The 15,195-nt window shown below is 39.7% G+C and carries 15 protein-coding genes; 13 read left to right on the top strand and 2 right to left on the bottom strand.

Annotated elements, in window-relative coordinates:
* Window positions 1-105: 105 nt before the first annotated feature.
* The 6 genes from E7276_RS03990 to E7276_RS03965 all read left to right on the top strand — a co-directional run bounded on the left by E7276_RS03990 (window position 106) and on the right by E7276_RS03965 (window position 4,430).
* Window positions 106-807 (top strand): adaptor protein MecA, encoded by a 702-nt coding sequence (locus tag E7276_RS03990; RefSeq protein ID WP_294214019.1) that lies wholly within the window; start codon window positions 106-108, stop codon window positions 805-807.
* 141 nt (window positions 808-948) lie between these two features.
* Window positions 949-1,257 carry a hypothetical protein gene (locus E7276_RS03985; protein WP_294214016.1) on the top strand — a complete coding sequence of 103 codons (309 nt, stop codon included), beginning with the start codon at window positions 949-951 and terminating at the stop codon, window positions 1,255-1,257.
* A gap of 95 nt (window positions 1,258-1,352) precedes the next feature.
* Window positions 1,353-2,384 (top strand): metal ABC transporter substrate-binding protein, encoded by a 1,032-nt coding sequence (locus tag E7276_RS03980; RefSeq protein WP_294214014.1) that lies wholly within the window; start codon window positions 1,353-1,355, stop codon window positions 2,382-2,384.
* A gap of 10 nt (window positions 2,385-2,394) precedes the next feature.
* A complete protein-coding gene (locus tag E7276_RS03975) occupies window positions 2,395-3,057 on the top strand; it encodes a metal ABC transporter ATP-binding protein (protein WP_294214010.1) in 663 nt (220 codons plus the stop codon).
* A complete protein-coding gene (locus E7276_RS03970; protein ID WP_294214007.1) occupies window positions 3,051-3,884 on the top strand; it encodes a metal ABC transporter permease in 834 nt (277 codons plus the stop codon). The genes E7276_RS03975 and E7276_RS03970 overlap by 7 nt, the downstream gene beginning before the upstream one ends.
* A 6-nt stretch (window positions 3,885-3,890) precedes the next feature.
* Window positions 3,891-4,430, top strand: coding sequence for a hypothetical protein (locus E7276_RS03965; RefSeq protein WP_294214005.1), 540 nt, complete (start codon window positions 3,891-3,893; stop codon window positions 4,428-4,430).
* A gap of 109 nt (window positions 4,431-4,539) precedes the next feature.
* Here E7276_RS03965 and E7276_RS03960 read toward each other — a convergent pair whose 3' ends face one another.
* Complete coding sequence (locus E7276_RS03960) at window positions 4,540-5,751, bottom strand: 6-phosphofructokinase (RefSeq protein ID WP_330598917.1); 1,212 nt, start codon at window positions 5,749-5,751, stop codon at window positions 4,540-4,542.
* Window positions 5,752-5,815: 64 nt separating this feature from the next.
* Here E7276_RS03960 and E7276_RS03955 point away from each other — a divergent pair, with 64 nt between their 5' ends.
* The 7 genes from E7276_RS03955 (at window position 5,816) to E7276_RS03925 (ending at window position 13,500) form a co-directional block, all read left to right on the top strand.
* Complete coding sequence (locus E7276_RS03955) at window positions 5,816-6,220, top strand: hypothetical protein (RefSeq protein WP_294214003.1); 405 nt, start codon at window positions 5,816-5,818, stop codon at window positions 6,218-6,220.
* A gap of 217 nt (window positions 6,221-6,437) precedes the next feature.
* Window positions 6,438-8,561: an FAD-dependent oxidoreductase gene (locus tag E7276_RS03950; protein WP_294214001.1), complete on the top strand. Its 2,124-nt coding sequence runs from the start codon at window positions 6,438-6,440 to the stop codon at window positions 8,559-8,561.
* On the top strand, window positions 8,561-9,667 hold the full coding sequence (locus E7276_RS03945) for an NADH-ubiquinone oxidoreductase-F iron-sulfur binding region domain-containing protein (protein WP_294213999.1): 1,107 nt from the start codon (window positions 8,561-8,563) through the stop codon (window positions 9,665-9,667). Before E7276_RS03950 ends, E7276_RS03945 begins: the two co-directional genes overlap by 1 nt.
* Before the next feature lie 131 nt (window positions 9,668-9,798).
* On the top strand, window positions 9,799-10,302 hold the full coding sequence (locus E7276_RS03940) for a DUF1097 domain-containing protein (RefSeq protein WP_294213997.1): 504 nt from the start codon (window positions 9,799-9,801) through the stop codon (window positions 10,300-10,302).
* A 266-nt stretch (window positions 10,303-10,568) separates the two neighbouring features.
* Window positions 10,569-12,017, top strand: a complete 1,449-nt coding sequence (locus tag E7276_RS03935) for an FAD-dependent oxidoreductase (protein WP_294213994.1) — start codon at window positions 10,569-10,571, stop codon at window positions 12,015-12,017.
* Window positions 12,018-12,034: 17 nt separating this feature from the next.
* A complete protein-coding gene (locus tag E7276_RS03930) occupies window positions 12,035-12,427 on the top strand; it encodes a C-glycoside deglycosidase beta subunit domain-containing protein (protein WP_294213991.1) in 393 nt (130 codons plus the stop codon).
* Between the two features lie 17 nt (window positions 12,428-12,444).
* On the top strand, window positions 12,445-13,500 hold the full coding sequence (locus E7276_RS03925) for a sugar phosphate isomerase/epimerase family protein (protein WP_294213989.1): 1,056 nt from the start codon (window positions 12,445-12,447) through the stop codon (window positions 13,498-13,500).
* A 109-nt stretch (window positions 13,501-13,609) separates the two neighbouring features.
* Here the strand turns inward: E7276_RS03925 and E7276_RS03920 are convergent, their stop codons facing one another.
* On the bottom strand, window positions 13,610-15,007 hold the full coding sequence (locus E7276_RS03920; RefSeq protein WP_294213987.1) for a carbon starvation CstA family protein: 1,398 nt from the start codon (window positions 15,005-15,007) through the stop codon (window positions 13,610-13,612).
* Window positions 15,008-15,195 lie beyond the last annotated feature (188 nt).

Below are 15,195 nucleotides of genomic sequence, written 5' to 3'. Positions count from 1 at the left end.
TTCACAGAAAAGTCAGATAAAATACTCAGAAATTTCCGTGACACTTTTACATCGATTTGCTAAACTTTATTTACGTCGACACACTATGTGAAAGGAGGGGAGCTGATGAAGTTCAAGAAGATAGGTGAGGACAAAATCCGTTGTGTTATCACCAAAGAAGAAATGGAACAGAACGGTATGGAGCTCGGAGATTTCGTCAGTGACCAGGAAAAAACCCAAAGCTTTATCAGGGATATTTTAGCAGAAGCATGTGAAACACTTGGTATAGAAACTCACGCAAAGGCTTATAGTGTACAGATGACAGTTATGCCACAGGGCGATGTTGCATTACTTATATCCCCAGATTCAAGTTCAGGACTGGCAACTGCTATAGAAGAATTAAAAAAGCATTTAACAGGTTTACAGGAGACACTTTCTACTACGAAAAATACACCACCAGCAATTTCAGCAAGCACAGCTGATGTACCTGTACAGAATGCTACAGTTTTAAGAGATGACAAGGATGAGGTTACAGATCAGTATTTAGATACTCCTCTGTGGGCAATCCTTCCAGATTTAGATGCATCTATAGAGTTATGTAAACATATTCCAAAGTATGATGGAATCAAGAGTTCTCTCTACAGATATGGTGATGATTACTACGTTAAGCTTAATTTTGAGCTTACACGTCGCCAGATTTCAGCAGTTATTTTGGTTATTGCAGAGTTTGCAAGCCAGATGTTTACTGAGAGCTTCGATGGAGCATTTTTATTAGAGCATGGCGATTTGATTTGTGATGATTGCGTAAATGTATTGTCGCAGATTTAAAAGTTTTATTAATCGAATAGTGTAATTTAGAGGGCAACAAATGTTGCTCTCTTTTTTGTTTGACATTGACAAAACTTAACGAAATGCGTATTATACCCTCAGTATTGTTGATAGTTAGTTTGCACTAATTGGAGAGTAATAATGAGCAAGAATAATATTTTAAAAAGAATATTTGCTCTAGTAGCTATTTTAGCTACTGTTATTCTTGTGCAGTTTTCTAATGAGTATATTTCAGAGCATATTAATCATCATTGCGATGATAGTGACCACTGTCCTGTATGCTCAGTTATCATCCAGTGCGAGAACAATATCAAAACACTTAGCACAGGTCTTATATTGGTAGTTGCTGCAGTTATTGCATTTTCTTTTATAGCTGTAGAGATTGCTAATTTTGATTATCAGTCTGTTCAGACTACACTGGTTTCCCAAAAGGTTAGATTAGATTCTTGAGTGTGCCTGCATTTACTCATAGGCATTATTGTTGTGCAAGCTTTTGTTTTAAATCAAACAAAGGCTTACAATGGATACACGAAAGGATAATGAAAATGAAAAATTTAATAGCGAAGATTTTTACTAGAAGATTATTTACAAAGAATCGTAGAGTGATGTCTTTGATGTGCGCTTTTGTTCTTGGAGCTTCTATTTTTGTAGGCTGTGGAAATGCAAATAATGCAGGAATAGCAGCTGCAAATACAGATGGTATTTCTGTAGTGACAACTATTTTCCCTGAGTACGATTGGGTTCGTCAGATTGTAGGAGATTCTGCAAATGTGGATATCACAATGCTTTTGGATAATGGCGTGGATTTGCATAGTTATCAACCTAATGCTGAGGATATCATGAAGATTTCCACTTGTGATGTATTTATCTATGTAGGTGGAGAATCTGACGAGTGGGTTGATGATGCATTAAAGGAAGCTACAAACAAGGATATGGTTGTTGTTGACCTTTTAGATGTACTAGGCGATAGCGTCAAGGAAGAAGAAGTCGTTGAGGGCATGGAAGCTGAGGAAGAAGCCGAAGGCGGTGAAGAGGAAGTTGAGTATGACGAGCATGTATGGCTTTCTTTGAAAAATACTCAGACTTTAGTTACAGCAATTTCAGATGCACTAGGAACTGTTGATGCTGAAAATGCAAGTGTATATGCAGAAAATGCAGCAAAGTACAATGAGGAGCTTGCAGCTTTAGATGCACAGTACCAGGATGCCGTTGATGCTGCTAACGTAAATACGATATTATTTGGAGATAGATTCCCATTTAGATATTTAACAGATGATTATGGCCTTGATTATTATGCAGCTTTTGTAGGCTGCTCTGCAGAGAGTGAGGCTAGTTTTGAAACTATCACATTCCTTGCAGGAAAGGTTGATGAGTTAGGGCTTAACAGTGTTTTAACTATTGAAAATTCAGACCAGAAGATTGCTGAAACTATTATCGTAAATACGAATTCAAAGGATGCAAAAATATTAACATTGGATTCTATGCAGTCTACTACAAGTGCAGATGTTGAGGCAGGCGCTACATATTTAGGCATCATGGAAAACAATCTTTCAGTTCTAAAAGAAGCATTACAATAAAGGAGTTACTATGGCAATTTTAACAGCCAAGGAACTGAGCGTAGGCTATGAAGGCAGCTCAGTATTAAATGGAATCAATTTTGAAATCAATGCAGGAGATTACTTTTGTATTGTTGGGGAGAATGGGTCTGGAAAAACTACACTTATGAAGACCATCTTAGGACTTCAGACACCGATTTCAGGCGAATTTAATTTTAGTGAGGGACTTTTGAAAAATGAAATCGGATATTTGCCACAACAATCAGATGTACAGAGAGATTTCCCAGCATCTGTTTTTGAAATAGTTCTTTCCGGCTGTCAGAATGGATTGGGCAAAAAGTTCTTCTATAGTAAGGAACAGAAGGAGCTGGCTCTTCAAAATATTAAACGAATGGGAATAGCTCAATTGAAAAATAGATGCTATAGAGAGTTATCAGGAGGTCAACAACAGAGAGTTTTATTAGCTAGAGCTCTTTGTGCAACGAAAAGAGTGCTCCTACTAGATGAGCCTGTGGCAGGTCTGGATCCTCAGGTAACTGCAGAGATGTATGAACTAATCAAACAGCTAAACGATGACGGACTCACCATTATTATGATTAGTCACGATATTGATAATATTACAAATTACGCAACTAAGATTTTTAACGTAAATACGTTAGCAGTTGAAGAGAAAAAGGAGGTGCAGTCATGCTAGACACATTAATGCTTTACCTCACTTTTCCATTTGTAAGATACGCTCTAATAGTAGGAGTGTTGATTGCCCTATGCTCCTCACTCCTTGGAGTCACTCTTGTATTGAAGCGATACTCATATATAGGAGATGGATTGTCACATGTTGCCTTCGGTGCATTATCAATTGCTACAGTTTTAAATCTTACCAATAGCATGCTTATAGTTTTGCCTTTAACCATACTGGCTGCAATATTGCTTCTTAGTAAAGGAAAAAATGCCAAGGTCAAGGGTGATGCAGCAATTGCTATGATATCAGTTGGAGCTCTAGCTTTTGGTTACATGATAATGAATCTATTCCCAACATCCTCAAATGTATCGGGAGATGTATGTACCACACTTTTTGGTTCCACATCGATTTTGACTTTGACAAATACTGAGGTTTGGGTTTGTGGAATACTTGCAATTGTAGTACTTGTAATATTTGTGCTGTTCTATAATCGCATTTTTGCGGTGACATTTGATGAGGATTTTGCCAATGCAGTTGGAACAAAGGTTAAACTATACAACCTTTTAATTGCAACAGTTATAGCTATTATCATTGTAATTGCAATGAACCTAGTAGGCTCCTTGCTGATTTCAGCCCTTGTAATCTTTCCTGCATTGTCTGCAATGAGTGTGTTTAAAAGCTTTAGAGCAGTTACAGTTTTTTCTGCAGTAGCATCTGTAATATGTGCATTCTTTGGAATCATAGTTTCAATACTTGTAGGAACACCAGTTGGTTCCACAATCGTTACCGCAGACGTAATTCTTTATATCGGTTGTTTGATCGTAGGTAAAATAAAAGGATAATAGTACATGAAAAGAATAATTACTATATTGATGTGCATAACTTTGACTTTTGGTATTACTGCTTGTGGAAAAAATGAAGATTCATCGGACGCCACTGAGACAGCCACAACAACACCTCAGGTTAAGCCAATAGAATCCACAGAGGAAGGCGAACCTCAGGAAGAAGAGACAAACACTTCTGATGAGATAATTGTACCAGATGATAGCGTAGACATTGACCTTACAGCAATGTCAGCCACCTTCGTATACTCCGAAGTCTACAACATGATAATGACTCCCGATGACTACATTGGAAAAACCATAAAAATGGAAGGTATTTGCAACATGTACGAAGACCCGGAATCAGGTCAAAAATACTACGCCTGCATCGTACAGGATGCCACCCAATGTTGCTCTCAGGGCCTTGAATTCGTACTAGACGCCGACCAATACACTGAGGACGACTACCCTCAGGTAGGTGACGACATCACAATCATTGGAACCTTCGCCACATACATGGAGGGTGAAAATCGCTACTTGACAATGTTGGATTCTAAAATGGAATAAAAGCCACTCTGTAGGAGACAAGCTCTGAGTGTTGCTTAGCGAGGCATGTTAGCCGAGCAAAGCAATATTTCAGGCTTGTCACCGTAACAGGGTGGCTTAATTATTATCGTTATCTACTTACATATACTGGTAATCCGTTTTTGTATTCAACGTCTGGGAGTCCGATAACGAGAGGCTGTAGGTAGTTTACCATATCGGAGGTAACTCCATTGTGGGAAGAATTAATCCATGACATTGGGACTTCCTTAGCTTCGTTGGCAATGTCGTGAATCTTTGCGTAGTCGAATTTGATTTCGTATGGTGCATTGCTGATACGCTCCATAGTAACCATGGCGCCTGTGACACCTTCTTCGGCAATGTTAACGGCCTTTTTTCCGATAGCTTCGGATTCGTTGATGTCAGTAAGGCTGGACATATGAGCTGCGGCACGCTGGAGTACGTTTACTTCGATAGAACGTACCTTTACGCCCAGAGCATCCTTTACAAGGTATTCAAGAGTTTTGCCTGCACCAGAAAGCTGAGCATGTCCAAAGTTATCGAGAGTACCTGTAGAAGCTGAAATGTATTCGCCATTTGCATCTCTAATGCCTTCTGAAACAGCAACAACTACGTTTGTTTTTTCTTTTAATAGACGCTTTAGGTCTTCGATAAATTTAGCTTTATCAAATGGAACTTCTGGAAGATAAATAAGGTCAGGACCGTCGCAACAATCTGTTTTGGCAAGGGATGTGGCAGCTGTTAACCAACCAGCATCTCTACCCATAACCTCAATGATTGTAACGCTAGGGTTATCGTATATTTGAGCATCGAAGATTACTTCCATTGTTGAGGTTGCAATGTATTTAGCTGCAGAACCAAAACCAGGTGTGTGGTCTGTTACACAAAGGTCGTTGTCTACAGTTTTTGGAACGCCAACAAATCTGATTTTTGAACCAATTTTGCTAGCATAAGCTGAAAGTTTGTCCACTGTATCCATAGAATCGTTTCCGCCAATGTAGAAGAATGCTTCGATTTGGTATTTTTTAAATTGATCAAATAATGTATTATATATAGGATCCTCTGAGTCGATACTAGGGAGTTTGAAGCGGCATGAACCTAAGTACATGGCTGGAGTTGTTTTAAGACGTTTCAAGAAATGTGGATCGTTAGCTACGATAGAAGAAAGGTCAATGATATTATCATCTCGAATACCGAGAATACCGTTTATTGAACCGTATATTTTGTCATAGTTAGAACCGATGGTTCCTTCAATAACTCCGGCGAGACTGGCATTAATAGCAACAGTAGGGCCGCCTGATTGAGCTACAATTACATTACCCATAAATATAATCCTCCCATTCGAAAATAGTTCTATAGGGTTGATTTTAACATAGGAGAGCAATTTTATGAATACATTTTTATACGGTATTATTGATATTATTACAGAATTACATACTTATTTTTTGAGCCTTAACGATTCCTATGAGGCCAACTTTACTGATAAGGAATTACACTTTTTAATAATTGGTGTATTTGGCATGGCACTTGTTTTGTTAATCCATCCACTTTTTACGATTTTGGCAAAGCATGACCACGTTCTTGCAATAACATGGATATATGTATTTACACTTGTAATTCTTACAACCTTTGCAATTGAAATAGGACAAAAGGTTACCAAAACAGGTGTCATGGACTTCGAGGATATCGTTTTTGGCGTATGGGGATTCCTGTTAATGTTCTTGATTTTTGCCCTAATTAGAGGCGTAATTAAAGGCATTATTGGCCTTTTCAAATCTAGAAGAGACTACTAAATTTTAGTTATCTCTACTTAAAAGCCCTGCAATAGATTTAAGTAATCTGTTGCAGGGTTCTTTTTAACTAATCATATCTATGCAATCTTTTTAAAGAAAAAATAAAATTAATAGAAAGAGTCTTTCCCAACTATTACATAAAATAATAGCTGTTAATTAGATAATTGAAAATTTAGGTTTTTATTTTCTAAAGCTATTTATAAAGGAGTCTAGGATTATGGCAAATGTTAATTTGACTATCGACGGCAAAGCTATTGTGGCTGACGAGTCAAAAACTGTCCTTGAGGCAGCTCTTGATAATGGTATTTACATCCCACATCTTTGTCATCATGATGATTTACATCCAAATGGAGGATGTCGTCTTTGTGTTGTAAAGCAGGAAGGTGTAGACGGTGTTATCACATCATGCTCAACAAAGGTTAAAGAGGGCATGGTTATTAACACTAAAGAAGAAACAGTAGAAAAGGTTCGTAAGCTTTCGGTTGAGCTTATGTTTAGAACTCATCCAGATGAGTGTGTTGGATGTCCTAAATATGGTAAGTGCCAACTTGCTTCTATTTCTCAGTACGTTGGTGATGCTGGTCGTGAATTCCGTCAGCAGAAATTACCTCTTATTGAAAATGAAGAGAATCCACTTATGCTTCATGAAATGTATCGTTGCATCCTTTGTGGACGTTGCGTACGTGCATGCTCAGAGATGCGTGGCGTAGGTGCTCTTAAATTCGAAAAGGTTGATGGCAGAATGAAGGTTGTTATCAACGGCAAGGATCTTGCTGATGCAGGCTGCCAGTTCTGTGGTGCTTGTGTTGAGGTTTGTCCTACAGGTTCAATCAGAGATAAGGTTGGTGTATTCAAGGATGATCCAAGCCTTAGCCGTGAGCAAAGATTAGTACCATGTACCGAAGGCTGCCCAGCCCACATTAATGTTCCTAAGTACATTAGATTTATCAAAGAGGGCAACTATCCAGCAGCAGCTGCTACAGTTCGTGAAAAGGCTCCTATTCCAGAGTCATTGGGTTACATCTGTGTTCACTCTTGCGAGCTTCAGTGCAAGAGAAATCACCTTGATGGACCACTTTCAATCAGAAACCTTAAGAGATTTGCAGCTAGCCAGGATGATGGTAGCTGGAAGGCACTTTCATTCCAGAAGGATGCTACGGGCAAGAAGGTTGCTATTATCGGTGCAGGTCCTGCAGGTCTTACAGCTGGCTATTATCTCAAGAAGCTTGGCCATGAAGTTACTATTTTTGAGAAGCTTCCAAAGGCTGGCGGCCAGATGAGATATGGTATTCCTTCATATAGACTACCTCGTGAAGTTCTTGATAGAGAAATCGCTGAAATTGAGTCAATCGGCGTAGAGATTAAGTGCGGTCAGGATGTTAAATCAGCAGCTGAGCTTAAGGCGCAAGGGTTTGATGCAGTATTCGTATCTGTTGGTACACATGCTGGTAACAGACTTCCACTTGAAGGAAATGATTTACCAGGTGTATATCTTAACGCTGATTTCCTTCGTGCAATCAACCTTGGTGAGCCACTTCCAGTGGGCGAGAACGTAGTAGTTCTTGGTGGTGGTAACGTTGCTATCGACTGTGCTGAGTCAGCTCTTCGTCTTGGTGCTAAAAATGTTGTAATGACATGTCTTGAGGCTCCTGACAAGATGACAGCTTCTGAAGAAGAAGTTACATGGGCAAAAGAGGATGGAATCGTTGTTGAGAATTCTCGTACATTCGATGCAATTGAGTCAGAAAATGGCAAGGTAACAGGTCTTACTGTTACAGGAATTGAGGGACTTAAGTTTGGCCCTAAGGGACCTGAATTTACACGCATCCCTGATTCAACAGTTACATTCCCAGCTGATACAGTTATTTTTGCTGTTGGTCAGCACCCAGATATTAATGAAGAATTTGGACTTGAGCTTAACAGAGGCCGTATCGTAACAACTGATGGTCATAAGACATCTGTTGAGGGTATCTACGCAGCAGGTGATGCTGTAACAGGTACACGTTCAGTTATTGCAGCAATTGCAGAGGCAAGAGCTGCTGTTAGCGAGATTGACATCTTTTTAGGTGGCGATGGAAACATTGAAGAGAACCTTGCTCCAGAGCAGGTTGCTAATCCATGCATTGGAAAGAATCCAGAGCTTACAACAACACATAGAACTGAGCCAACAGTTACTGATGCTGACACTAGAAAGTGTAACTTTGAGCCTATGGATCTTGGATTTGATTGCAGCAAGGCTGGCTGTGAAGCAAGCCGTTGCTTACAGTGTGACCTTCGTGTACAAATCTCTCCACAGAAATTCTGGAGCGATTACATTTCTGAGGAAGGAGGTCAGCAATAATGAAAAATTTATTAGTTGTTAGTTGCGTAAGCGACGATTATAAAGCACCTCTCTCAATGTATTTATTGAAGAATTGCCTTTCAGAGGTAGTTGGAGGTGTAGAACAATATGCGAAAAACCTTGATGCAGATATTATGTATTTGCTTCCAGAAGGTGAGAAAATTGATGATTTAAAGGGCGATGTGCGCTATACTAATGCATGTTCACCAACCTTGAATAATCCATATTCGGTTGTGCAGGTTTTAACTGGCAACATTCCACGTCCAATGATTCAGGACGACTATGTGGCAGTATTCGAGGACAAGGCAGTTTCAGTTGTTACACCTGAGGCAGCCTATGGTATCAAAAATGGCTTCGATGAGAAGTTTGTGGCAGTAAACGTGGGTGGCAATACAGAAATCAAAAAGGTTTCTGTAGGCCAAACTGTAGGTGAAGTTGCAAATGTTGATGGCGCAAAAGCAGTTTTACTTGGCGGCTTAAAGGGAACATTCTATGCTCCAGCCGATGCTGCTTCTACAAAGATTGAGGCAACAGAAAAGTTTAGCTCAATTACTGTATACGATCAGAGCGAATGCATGGTTGATGTACTTGTTCAGATTATGAACAAGACATATGAAATGTCATGCGGAAAGTGTGTCCTTTGCCGTGAAGGTACATCACAATTCAAGCAGATTGTTACAGAAATGACTACTGGCCGAGCTAAGGCTACTGATATTGACCTTATCAAAGAAGTATCTGAAATTATTAGTGTTGGTGCTTATTGCCCATTTGGTCAGAATATGACAAATCCTCTTACATCTGCAATTGCACTTTTTGCTGATGAGTTTGAGGATCACATTAAGAGAAAGACTTGCAAATGTGGCAAGTGCTACAAGCAGGCTGAATTATATTATATTGATCCAGATGAATGTATCGGTTGTGGAGACTGTATCGATGCATGTCCAGAGGAGGCAATCGAGGGTAAAGATGGCTATATCCACATGATTGACCAGGATCTCTGTGAACAGTGTGGAAAATGTGTATCTGCTTGTGATGAAGGATGCATCAAAACAGCTGCTAAACTTCCTAAGCTTCCAAAGAAGCGCACAAAAGTTGGTAAATGGTAACATGATGTAAAAAAAGCCGCAGGCTTTTTTACATCAGGAGACCGGCAGGTCGACGATAACATGATGTAAAAAACGCCACAGGCTTTTTTACATCAGGAGACCGACAGGTCAACGACTATAGGAGAATTCAAATGAAAGAAAAGTGGCTAAATATTTTAACATTAGCATTCACTGTAGCTTTTCTTCCACCTATTTGGGCGGTTGCATCTACACATGTAGGAGTTACAGTTGGTGCAGTGGCACTTATTTGTGCAGGCTTATTTGCAGCCCTTGGCAACAATATTAAGCTTGCAATTCCAGTATCCCTTGGCTTCCTTTGCGGAGACGTGTGGGCTGTTATTGCAACAAAGGTTATGGCATCTCTTGGATTAGGACCAGACCTTACAGTTTACGTTACATTGTTTGTTATGGGCGGTCTTGCAGTTATTATTGGATCTGTTTTAGAAAAGTTCATTTTTGTTCCAGCATGGCTTGCTGGATGGGCTATTGGACTTACTATTATGGGACCAATGGATGCAAGCAATTTAGGAACAATGCCAATTCAAATTGGTGCAGCAATGCTTGCAGGCGTTTGGTATGTAGGTGTTGTAGGAGATTTGTTCCAGAAATTATTAATAAAGATATTTAATAAGTAAAATTGAGCTTCTGCTACTAAGGTGGCAGGAGCTTTTCTTTTGTTCTATGGGCAATTTCTCAAATAGCAAAACTTAAGCTGGTTTTGCAACACATGCAACGACGCTTTGTCTTTTATTGCAGAATGATTTTCTCAAAAAATGTTTTATGCAATAAACAATAACAATAATATAAATGAAAAGCAGTTGTGAAAAATATGTGATGGTACATTATATACAAGAAAATAAGAACCAGTTAATCTTTTAAGGTTTTAGTTAAAGGAGAGAAAATGGAGAATTTAAAGACACAATTAGTTGTAATTGCCGGTGGTCCTTCTGGTATGTCTGCAGCTGTTCAGGCAGCTATGGACGGCGCTGAGGTCATCGTAATCGAAAAGGCAGCTATCACAGGTGGTGCTGCAAATATGGGTATGGGCCCTCTTGGAATTGGTACAAAGTATCAGCAGGAGCAGATGATCGATGTTACTGTTGAAAAGGCATTTAACATGTTCATGGACTATACACACTACAATGTTGATGCAAGACTTGTAAAGAGATATTTCGAGCAGTCTGCAGAGACAATCGAGTGGCTTGAGGATATGGGTGTTGAATTTGAAGGTGCTTTCAAGTACTTCCCACAGTCAGAAGCTACATGGCATATCGTAAAGACAGGTAACAAGATTGGACCTCGTGCAGCAGGTCATATGAATAAGGCACTTCTTAACAAGGCTCAGGAGCTTGGAGTAAAGGTTCTTCTTGAGACAGCTGGTAAGAAGATTCTTAAGGATGAAGAGGGCAAGGTTTGCGGTGTTGTTGCAGTAAACAAGGATGGTGAGGAATTCACAATCGAGTGTAAGGCAGCTGTTATCGCAACAGGTGGTGCTGGTTGCAACCCTGAGTTCATCAAGGAAGAAATCGGTGTAGAGTATGGCAAGGACGTATTTAACTTCGCTATTCCAGGTCTTGTAGGCGATGGTCTTAAGATGGCTTGGGAGGCAGGTGCTGATCACCTTCCAGTTAGAATTGAGTCTGCTTGCGATGTAGGTGGCGGCGAAGAAGCTGGCGCTTGCGTAAAGAACGTGCTTAGACAGCCAAACCTTCTTGTAAATGCATTTGGTAAGCGTGTTATGAACGAAGAGTTCATGCAGAATACAACATATCTTTCAAACGTTGCAAATCATCAGAAGGATAAGAAGTTATTCTCAATCGTTGACTCTACAATCGTTAAGTCATATGTAAAGAATGGCGTAGATGTAACATCACTTGTTACTCCAGATCCTGATGTATCTGCATTCTATGATGAGATGGATGAAATCATTAACAAGGGTTCTAAGAACTTCTTCAAGGCTGACACAATCGAAGAGCTTGCTGAGATGATTGGTGTTGACCCTGAGGTTCTCGAAGAGACAGTTGATGATTACAATGATTACTGTGAAGGCAGAGATGAAGAGTTCTTCAAGAACTACAGATATCTCCGCAAGTTAAAGAAGGGACCATTCTACTGTGGAACATTCCATCCAGGCGGATACGGTACAGTAGGTGGTATCAGAATCAACGAAAACTGCGAGGTTTGCGATAAGGACTTCATGCCTATCCCAGGTCTTTACGCAGCAGGTGCTGATTCATGTAACATCTACGATGATTCATACATGTTCTTGCTTCCAGGTAACTCAATGGGATACGCAGTCAATACAGGACGTATCGCAGGTATGGAAGCTGCTGAATACATCGAAGACTAAATTTTGGAGGAAATAAAATGGCAGGAAGACCAATATATGATCCAGCCAGCTTTAAGAATGTTGAGGAGAATGGTAAAGTGGTAGGCTTTTCATTTGCATGGAAGGCACAGTATTATCGTTCATTTACTCTTTCAATTTTACGCGACATTATTCTTAAGGTTGATGGCGAGGATATCAAGAGAGAAGATATCAGACTTACAGTAAATGGAGATACATTTTCACTTGAAGAGTGCAGAACAGTTATTGACCCAGAGTACAGATGGGAATTTGGCGAGTATGCAACAGTTACAGTATTAAAAGAAGGCGGCCTTTCAAAGGGTAAGCATAGCATTGAAGCTATCCAGAAGATTGCTCCATCATACATGCCATTTGTTATCGAGGCACCTTGCAATATTGAGGTTGAGTTTTAGTAGGGAGGTATTAGAAAATGAGCGATATTAAAAGAAGTGTGTCTCTCTACAGCTATCAGGACGAATTCTATCTTGGAAAGCTTGACTTAGAGGGATGCTTAAGAGAAACAGCAGCAACAGGTGCAACAGGTGTTGAGCTTCTTGCTGAGCAGATGATTAGACAGTTCCCACTTCCAATTGAAACACAGACATTTAGAGATCAGTGGTTCGAGTGGATGAAGAAATATAATCTTACTCCATCATGCTACGACGCATTCTTGGAGAATCACATTTTTGACAACCGTACTCTTACATTAAAAGAGCAGATTAAGATGATGGAGCGTGACTTACGTCTTGCATCATTACTTGGATTCCCAGTAATCCGTACACTTGTATCTACACCTATGGATGTAATCGAGGGTAGCCTTGAGTACGCTGAGAAAGTTGGCGTAAAGATCGGTCTTGAAGTACATGCACCATTCTCACTTAACTCAGGTTGGGCTGATGGATATATGGAGATGATTAACAGAACAGGTACAAAGCACTTTGGATTTATTCCAGATATGGGTATCTTCTGTAAGAACATTCCTGATGTTGTTCGTGACAAGGCTCGTCGTCACGGCGCTAAGGAAGAGTGCATCAAGATTGTTGATGACGCATACGCAAACCGCGTAGCAAAGGGCTTCACAAAGATTAAGTATGACCTTAACCTTGGTAAGGCTAACATGGAATACCGTATGGCAAACGGCATGGCAGAGATGATGGATGCTGTTAAGGCTGCAGGCGGTGGCCCAGCAGACTTAGAGTATGCAGGAACATCATTCACATACTCATGGTCAGATCCTCAGGATATTATTGATAACATCGATTATATCTTCCATACACATGCTAAGTTCTACAATGTACATGAGGATCTCACAGAGACAGCAGTAGCTATTCCAGAAGTAATCGAAGCTTACAAGAAGGCTGGTTACACAGGATTCTTGAGCTCAGAGTACGAAGGTGGCGAGCACCTTAGAATGGATCTTGATGTAGATTCAATCGAGCAGGTTCGCAGACACCAGGCTGCTATGAAGAAGTGGATCGAAAATTAATCATTGATTAATTTTCGATTCTACACAGGCGTTAGCCTGTGCTAAGTAAAGTGGATCGAAAATTAATTTAAAAAGAAGGAGTTCAACCATTTGGTTGGACTCCTTCTTTTTATTTTAATTTAAATAAATAAAATCCAAAGCATAAGACCGCAAAGCCCACTCCAATTGGATATGCAATGGTGCTTCCAAGGTTGAAGCCTTCTTGGGCCATAAGAATATAAGTCATACTAACAGCTGACATAAATGTTGCAGGCAGCGCAGTGAAAAGACTTACGAATTTATTCTTATGAGTTTTTAGTAGATAAGCTGTAGCAACCCACAAGCTTATCATGGCAAGAGTCTGATTGCTCCATGAAAAATAGCGCCATAATACATTGAAATCTAATTGTGTGAGGATAGCACCTGCACCAAGCAATGGCAATGTAATTATAAGTCTATTTTTTATTGGCTTTTGTTCGAGACCTGTTATTTCACTGATGATGAGTCGAGCACTTCTGAAGGCTGTATCACCTGAAGTAATAGGGCAAACTACAACGCCTACAATAGCTAGAATGCCGCCGATTGTTCCAAGCATTCCAGTAGAAATGTCGTACACGGTTCCTGACTGTCCCATATTTGTAATAGCATCGTTTAGCGCTCCAGTAGCACCGTAGAAAGCAACACCGCCAGCTGCCCATACAAGAGCAATTACTGATTCTGCTAGCATTGCACCGTAAAAAATCTTACGACCTTCCTTCTCAGATGTAATGCATTTTGAAATCATTGGAGATTGAGTAGCGTGGAAGCCTGAAATAGCACCACAGGCAACTGTAATAAACATGTAAGGCCATACAGGAAGGTTTGTAGGATGCATGTTTTGAAAATTAATTTCTGGAACAGTATAACCACCAATGAATATGCCCAAAAGAATACAAACAGCCATTGTAATCAATATGATGCCGAAAATCGGATATAGCTTTCCAATGATTTTATCGATTGGAAGCAGTGTTGCAAGTATGTAATAGCAAAGGATTATAACAATCCAAAAAGTTGTGTTTAGGCTTGCAGGAGTAAGTCTTGCAATTAATGCAGCAGGGCTTGTTACAAATACTGTACCAGTCAAAAGCAAAAGAACAACGGAGAAAACTCTCATTCCCCACTTTGCTGTCTTGCCAAGATATATTCCTGAAAGCTCTGCAATTGATTTTCCCTCATTTCTCTCAGAAATCATTCCCACCATGTAATCGTGGACGGCACCACCAAGTATGGAACCGAATATTATCCATAGAAAAACGATTGGTCCGAAGCAAGCTCCCATTAGGGCACCAAAAATTGGACCAGTGCCTGCAATGTTTAAAAGCTGTACTAAAAATGCTTTGCCAGTTTTTAAAGGCACATAGTCAACACCATCGTTAAGAGTGGTGGCTGGGGTTGGCCTATCGTCGGGAGAAAAAATTCTCTCAATTAATTTTCCATAGGTAGAATAACCAATTAATAAGATGATAAATGAAACTAGTAATGAAATCATGATAACCTCCTAGAAAAATTTATTGTTAACATCATTTTAGCATAATATTTTTAATTTGGATTACATGCAACAAATATGGGTGATTTGTTGCATGTTTTTTTGCCTCAAGAAAACCATGCAAAAAAAACAAAGAAAACATCATTTTTATCAAAGTGGACAAAAATAAACTCATTTAGAATCAAAATAAA

It is taken from the genome of Pseudobutyrivibrio sp., assembly GCF_015057185.1.
GTDB lineage: Bacteria > Bacillota > Clostridia > Lachnospirales > Lachnospiraceae > Pseudobutyrivibrio.
This window is presented reverse-complemented; position numbering and strand designations above follow the sequence as displayed.